Origin of the sequence: Phenylobacterium sp. (assembly GCF_004799395.1) — a bacterium.
Lineage (GTDB): Bacteria > Pseudomonadota > Alphaproteobacteria > Caulobacterales > Caulobacteraceae > Phenylobacterium.
Genome location: NZ_SSMZ01000278.1, coordinates 1 through 6,707, shown reverse-complemented (window position 1 = coordinate 6,707; position 6,707 = coordinate 1). Strand labels below are relative to the sequence as shown.

The following is a 6,707-nucleotide window of genomic DNA, read 5'->3' as shown; positions in this document are numbered from 1 at the left end:
GTGACAAACGCCTGGTCCGCCTGGGAGTCATGACCGGCTTCCACGGCCGCGACCTGCGCACCGACCCGCATACGGTGCGCGACGCCGACGCCAACTGGGTCAATCCGGTCGTCGGCGCGCCGCTGGGCGCGGTGGTCCGCGCTCTGTGCGACCGCGACTTCCGCCGGCCCTTCGACGGCAAGGTGAAGGTGGCCGCCGCCAAGCCGCCGCCTGCGCCAAAGTCCGCGCCGCCGCCTGCCTCGGCCCCGCCGCCGGCCGCCGCCGACACGCCGCGCCCGCTGCCCGCCCTGCGCTCCACCCTGGCCCCAGCCTCGCCGCCGCCCGCCAAGCCCAAGGCGGCCGTCGCGGCCGCAGGCCCGGTTGCCGGCGTCGCTGTGCAGATCGGCGCTTCGCCGGACCTGGCCGACGCCCAAGGCCTCCTGGGCCGCTTCAAGAAGAAATTCGCCGACGACATCTCCGGCCACGGAACCGATGTCGTCACCGCCGAGGTGGACGGCAAGACCGTGCACCGCGCCCTGATCACCGGCTTCAGCTCTGCCTCCGAAGCGACCAGCCTCTGCAAAAAGCTGACAGCCGCCGGGCAGGCCTGCTTCGTACGCCACTGAGGCGTTTGACGCCGACGCCGGGCGGTGCATCGTGGCCCGTGGGCGAATACCTCGGGGACAGCTGATGACATATTTCAAGATCGGCGCGATGGCGTGCGCCCTGGCGATGCTGGCCATGCCGGCGCGAGCGGAGGGACCGAGCCGGGCTCCGACCATCACCGAAACCCTCGACATGGTCAGCTATGGGTCGCCGAAGATCTCACCGGACGGCAAGCACGTGATCTACGAGCAGACGACCACCAACTGGGACACCAACGCTTTCGAGACCAGCCTTTGGCTGGCGGACGCCAAGACCCGGGTCGCGCGCCGGCTGACTACGTCGGTGAAGTCGAGCAGCGATGCGGCCTGGTCGCCGGACGGCCGCTGGATCGCCTTCCTCTCCGATCGCCCCGGCGTCCTGCCGAAGAGCCCCGCGGACAAGAAGCAGCTCTACGTCATGCCCGCCGACGGCGGCGAGGCGCAGCAGATCGCGGTGTTCGAGAAGGGCGTGAACGCCTTCGAATGGGCGCCGGATTCGAGCGGCCTCGCGGTCGCCGCGGAAGCCCCCGAACCCAAGGCCCTGAAGGACCGCAAGGAGAGCTTCGGCGAGTACCATGTGATCCACGCGGACTACGGCATGGTCCACCTGTGGCGGGTCGTGCTGCCCGACGCCGACCCGAAGGGTGTCTTCAAGGTCGCCGCGCCGGTCGCCATCACCAGCGGCGACGTCTTCAGCGTCGACGGCTTCGCCTTCTCGCCGGACGGCAAGACCATCGCCTTCTCCGCCCAGCGCGACCCTGACCTGATCTCGGCGTTCAGCAGCGCGATCTACACGGTGAGCGCCTACGGCGGGACGCCTAAGAAGATCGTCGACGCGCCCGGGCCCAACACCGACCCGCACTGGTCGCCCGACGGCCAGCGCATCGCCTTCCGGGCCTCGCCGGGCGCCAAATACTTCTTCTACGCCAACCAGAAGATCGCCGTAGTCGACCGCGACGGGGGTTCCGTGACGGTGATCAACCCGGCGTTCGACGAGGACGCCGCGATCCTGCGCTGGGCGCCGGAGGGCATCTACTTCGCCGGCCGCAAGGGGACAGAATCCCACCTCTACCTGGCGGACCCCAAGGCCCTGACGGCCAGTCTCGTGGCCCTGCCCGGCTCGGAGATCAGCAGCCGCTTCAGCTTCGCCGATGGGTTCAAGCGCGTGGCCTACCTGGGCGCCAACGCCAACGCGTTCCCGGAGATCTTCCTCCAGGACTTCGGCACGGGCGTCCCGGTGCAGGTCACCCGGGGCCAGGACCAGTTCACCCAGTTCGCGATCGCCAGGCGCGAGCTTGTGCAGTGGAAATCCCGCGACGGGGCCCAGGTGGAAGGCGTGCTCTATACGCCGGCCGACTTCGATCCGCACAAGAAGTACCCGCTGCTGGTGGTGATCCACGGCGGCCCGACCGGCATCGACACCCCCGCGCTGGGCGCCGACCGCTATTACCCGATCGAGCGGTTCGTCGCGAAAGGCGCCCTGGTGCTTCGCCCCAACTACCGCGGCTCGGCGGGATACGGCGCGAAGTTCCGCGCGCTCAACGTCCGCAACCTCGGCGTCGGCGACTATGCCGACGTGATCTCGGGCGTCGATTCCCTGATCGCCAAGGGCTTCGTCGACAAGGACCGGGTCGGCGCCATGGGCTGGAGCGAGGGCGGCTACATCTCGGCCTTCATCACCACCTCGTCGGACCGGTTCAAGGCGGTTTCGGTGGGCGCGGGCATCTCGGACTGGATGACCTACTACGCCAACACCGACATCACGCCGTTCACGCGCCAGTACCTGCTCTCGACGCCCTGGGACGATCCGAAAATCTACGCCAAGACCTCGCCGATCACCTACATCGCCAAGGCCAAGACACCGACGCTGATCCAGCAGGGCAGCGCCGACAAGCGCGTGCCTGTCGCCGACAGCTTCGAGCTGCGCCAGGCGCTGGAGGACCATGGGGTGCCGGTGAAGATGGTGCTCTACGACGGCTTCGGCCACCCCATCAACAAGCCCAAGCAACAGCGTGCGGTGATGGAGGAGAACGAGAACTGGTTCGGCCACTACATCTTCGGCGAACCCCTGGCCCCGGCGCTGACGCCTACGCCGCCCGCTAAGGCAGAGAAAGCACCGGACTGAGCGGGTTGGGGCCATAGCGATTGGCGCCCGCCTCGCCGGGCATGGCCCCCAGCTCCACCCCGGCCCAGATCAGCACCAGGGTGAAGGCGAAGTCGAAGAAGCTGTCCGGATGCGGCCAGACGGCGACCACCGAGACCAGGACGAGCGCCGCCCACCAGCCGGAACGGCCGCGGTCATGCAGGCGCTTGGAGAGCACGCAGGCGCCGCAATAGAACAGCGGCGGATAGACGAACCAGCCGGTGATCCAGTGGACAGCCGACGGCGCTGCCGCCTCGTAGAAGGTCCCTATGAACAGCAGGACGCCGACCGCGATCAGCGAGGGCATGCGCGCCGCCCGGCCGTTGGCCGAGAAGAACAGCTCGCTCCAGTCGATCTGGCCGTTCATGGCGCGCCCCAGCGAATCCGACGCCGCAACATAGCGCTGCCGCCGCGGTCAGGCGAATTCCACCAGGACCTCGTCGGCCGCCACGCTGTCGCCCGCGGCGGCGTTGACGGCCTTGACGACGCCGTCGCGCTCGGCGCGGATGATGTTCTGCATCTTCATGGCCTCGATGACGGCCACCGGCTCGCCGGCGCGGACCTGCTGGCCGACGGCGACGTCCAGCGTCACCACCAGGCCCGGCATCGGCGAGAGCACCATCTTCGAGGTGTCGGCGGCCTTTTTCGGCGGCAGCCGTTCGTGCAGTTCGGCGGTGCGAGGCGTCAGCACCAGCACCTTGGCGCTGGCGGCTCTGTGGCGGATGCGAAAGCCTTCCGGCAGAGGCTCGACCTGGGCGGAGAACGCCCGGCCATCGAGCAGCCCGCGGAACACCGCCTTGCCCGGACGCCAGTCGGCGTCCTCCAGCTTCAGAGTTCGGCCCTCGTCGAGGAACTCCACCGTCAGCGCCGCGCCGTTGGTCACCCGCACCAGCCGCCGCTCGCCGTTTTCGATCACCACCCAGTCGTCGCGCATCAGCTGCGGCGCCGCGCGCCGCGTGATCGTGCGGTGCATGGCGCAGGCGACGGCGGCCATCAGGTCGCGCTGGAACGGCGTCGGCGCCGCGCCCCAGAAGCCGTCGGGGAACTCGTCCTTGATGTAGTTGGTGGAGAGCTTGCCGGAGCGGAACCGTTCCTGGTCCATCACGCTGCTGAGAAACGGGATGTTCTGGCCCAGACCCTCGATGTGGAAGTCCTCCAGCGCCCGGCCCATGGCGTCCACAGCGCCCAGCCGTGTCTTCGCCCAGGTCGACAGCTTGGAGATCATCGGGTCGTAGAACATCGAGATCTCGTCGCCTTCGCGGACGCCGGCGTCGTTGCGAACCGTGGCGCCAGCCACTTCGCCCTCGGCCGGCGGGTCGTAGCGGACCAGACGACCAATGGAGGGCAGGAAGCCGCGATAGGGGTCCTCGGCGTAGATCCGGCTCTCGATGGCCCAACCGTTGATCTTCAGGTCAGCTTGCGTGAAGGCGAGCGTCTCGCCGTGCGCCGAGCGGATCATCTGCTCGACCAGGTCCAGGCCGGTGATCAGTTCGGTGACCGGATGCTCCACCTGCAGGCGGGTGTTCATCTCCAGGAAGAAGAAGCTCTTGTCCTGGCCGGCGACGAACTCGACGGTGCCGGCTGAGTCATAGTTCACCGCCTGGGCGAGGCGCACCGCCTGCTCGCCCATGGCCGCGCGCGTGGCTTCGTCGAGCAGCGGGCTGGGCGCCTCCTCGATGACCTTCTGGTTGCGCCGCTGGATCGAGCACTCGCGCTCGAACAGGTGGACGACATGGCCGTGCTTGTCGCCCAGCACCTGGATCTCGATGTGACGCGGGCTTTCGATGAACTTCTCGATGAAGATGCGGTCGTCGCCGAAGCTGGCCTTGGCCTCGGCCTTCACCGCAGGGAAGCCCTCCTCGACGTCGCGGGTTTTCCAGGCGACGCGGATGCCCTTGCCGCCGCCGCCGGCCGAGGCCTTGATCATCACCGGATAGCCGATCTCCCCGGAGATCTTGATGGCATGCGCCGTGTCGTCGATCTCGCCCACGTGGCCTGGCACAACGGAGACCCCAGCCTTCACCGCAAACAGCTTCGATTGGATCTTGTCGCCCATCGCCTCGATGGCGTGCGGGTTCGGGCCGATGAAGACGATGCCCTCTTCGGCGCAGCGCTTGGCGAAGCCGGCGTTCTCCGAAAGGAATCCGAACCCGGGGTGGATCGCCTCAGCGCCGGTCTCGTGGGCTGCGGCGGTGATCTTGTCGGCCACGAGGTACGACTGCGCCGCGGGCGGCGGGCCGATGAACACGGTCTCGTCGGCCATTTCGACGGCCATGGAATCGGCGTCGGCTTCGGAATAGACGACCACCGTGGCGATCCCCATTCGGCGGCAGGTCTTGATGATGCGGACGGCGATTTCGCCCCGGTTGGCGATCAGGATCTTGGAAAACATCTAGCGGAGCACGCGCCTCACTTCCGAACCGAAGGCCGGGACCTTAGATTGCGCGTCATGACCACGCCACAACTCTCCCCAACCCAGGTGTCGCCTTCCGGCTTCGACCTGACCGCGCCCACCGCTGAGGAACGCAAGGCTCTCGAGGCCTCGCTGACCCGCGAAGAGGCCGATGTCCTGTTGCACCACGGCACCGAAGCGCCGTTTTGTGGCGGCCTCTTGGATCAGAAGGATGCGGGCGTCTACTGTTGCCGGCTGTGCGGCATGCCGCTGTTCGAGCACAAGACCAAGTTCGAGAGCGGCACCGGCTGGCCGTCCTTCTGGGCGCCGGTCGACGAAGCCCACGTCAAGGCGATCAGGGACGTCTCCTACGGCATGGTGCGCATCGAGACGACCTGCGCGCGCTGTGGCAGCCACCAGGGCCACGTCTTCCCCGACGGCCCGCCGCCGACCCGGCTGCGCTACTGTATCAACTCCGTCTCGCTGGAGTTCGTCCCCTACGGCGCGCCCCTGCCCGATCGCCTTCGCCGCGGCGAAGGCGTCGCCAAGGCGACCGCGGCGGCCTGACGCCGGGGTCCTTCTCCCCGAGGGGAGAAGGCTCCTGGAGACTCGATCTAATTCTTCCGGCCCGCCGAGGACTGGCCGCCGCCTGCGCCGCCGGTCCCGTTGGTGGCGGGTTCGTCGTCCGCCGCCCGGATCTGGGCGCCCAGGACGCTGTCGCCATAGCCGGAGCCGGGGCTGGTGAAATAGTTCCCCTTCTCCAGGCGCAGGTTGTTCTGCACGTGGTTCACCCCGGAGATGGTCTCCACCAGACGTTCGGCGTGATGCTTGGACTCGCGGTTCTCCACGGTGCCGGACAGGGTGATCTCGCCGCCGGAAACGGTCAGTGTGATGTTGCTGGCGTCCAGCCAGGCGTCGTCGGTGAGGCGCTCGTGGGCGTCGTCGCTGATCCGCTCGTCGGCGCGCTTGTAGCCCTGGGGTCCCAGGCCGCGGGCCCCACGGGAGGCCGGCTGATCGTCGCCAGGAGCGTAGGCGCGCGCCTCCGAACCGCCGGCGAACCAGGCGGCGACCTTTTCGCCCGCGCGGTGCAGGAACTCGCCGGACTTGCGCCCGGCGTCCTCGAAGCGGTCCGATCGGCTCTCTCGGCGGCTGTTGTCGCCGTAGCCGTAGCCGTAGCCGTAGCCGCGCTCGTAGTCGTAGCCGCCGGTCCCGCCGCTGGCCGGGCGCGTGCTGCGGAATTCGCTCCGATAGCCGCCATACCCCGGCTCGCCATAGCCTTCAGCGTGATAGCGGGCGCGCGTGGGGCTGTAGGCGGCGTCATAGCCGCTGGTCGGGCCGTGTTGGTCCAGGTCGCGCGGGCCGTAGCCATATTCCTCGCCGTAGACCCGCTCGCCGTCATCGCCATAGAACCGGCCAGAGGCGGTGTAGTCTTCGCCGCCGAACCGCGGGGTCTTGCCATAGTCGCCGCGCCGCATGGCCGGGCTCACGCCGCCGTAGGCCCGATCCTGCCAGCCGCGCGCGGCGGAACCCTCGCGGACGCCGCCGCTGT

General features: G+C 68.6%; 6 protein-coding genes. 3 read left to right on the top strand and 3 right to left on the bottom strand.

Translation table 11 applies throughout. The features are described from left to right. Together E8A12_RS18145 and E8A12_RS18140 are read left to right on the top strand one after the other, a co-directional pair. A partial coding sequence (locus E8A12_RS18145) for an SPOR domain-containing protein (RefSeq protein WP_293371423.1) occupies nucleotides 1-605 on the top strand: 605 nt, incomplete at its 5' end. A gap of 64 nt (nucleotides 606-669) precedes the next feature. Next, nucleotides 670-2,748, top strand: a complete 2,079-nt coding sequence (locus E8A12_RS18140) for a S9 family peptidase (RefSeq protein WP_293371421.1) — start codon at nucleotides 670-672, stop codon at nucleotides 2,746-2,748. On the opposite strand, the gene E8A12_RS18135 is transcribed toward E8A12_RS18140, so the two are convergent. Together E8A12_RS18135 and E8A12_RS18130 are read right to left on the bottom strand one after the other, a co-directional pair. Continuing rightward, complete coding sequence (locus E8A12_RS18135) at nucleotides 2,723-3,133, bottom strand: DUF805 domain-containing protein (protein ID WP_293371419.1); 411 nt, start codon at nucleotides 3,131-3,133, stop codon at nucleotides 2,723-2,725. The two genes, E8A12_RS18140 and E8A12_RS18135, sit on opposite strands and share 26 nt — an antisense overlap. A gap of 48 nt (nucleotides 3,134-3,181) precedes the next feature. After that, nucleotides 3,182-5,158, bottom strand: a complete 1,977-nt coding sequence (locus tag E8A12_RS18130) for an acetyl/propionyl/methylcrotonyl-CoA carboxylase subunit alpha (protein ID WP_293371417.1) — start codon at nucleotides 5,156-5,158, stop codon at nucleotides 3,182-3,184. 57 nt (nucleotides 5,159-5,215) lie between these two features. Between E8A12_RS18130 and msrB the strand changes: the two genes are divergently transcribed. Further along, entirely contained in the window at nucleotides 5,216-5,725 is a 510-nt protein-coding gene (gene msrB, locus E8A12_RS18125) for a peptide-methionine (R)-S-oxide reductase MsrB (RefSeq protein ID WP_293371415.1), read from the top strand. Nucleotides 5,726-5,772: 47 nt separating this feature from the next. Here the strand turns inward: msrB and E8A12_RS18120 are convergent. Then, on the bottom strand, nucleotides 5,773-6,707 hold a 935-nt coding region (locus E8A12_RS18120), incomplete at its 5' end, for a BON domain-containing protein (RefSeq protein WP_293371413.1).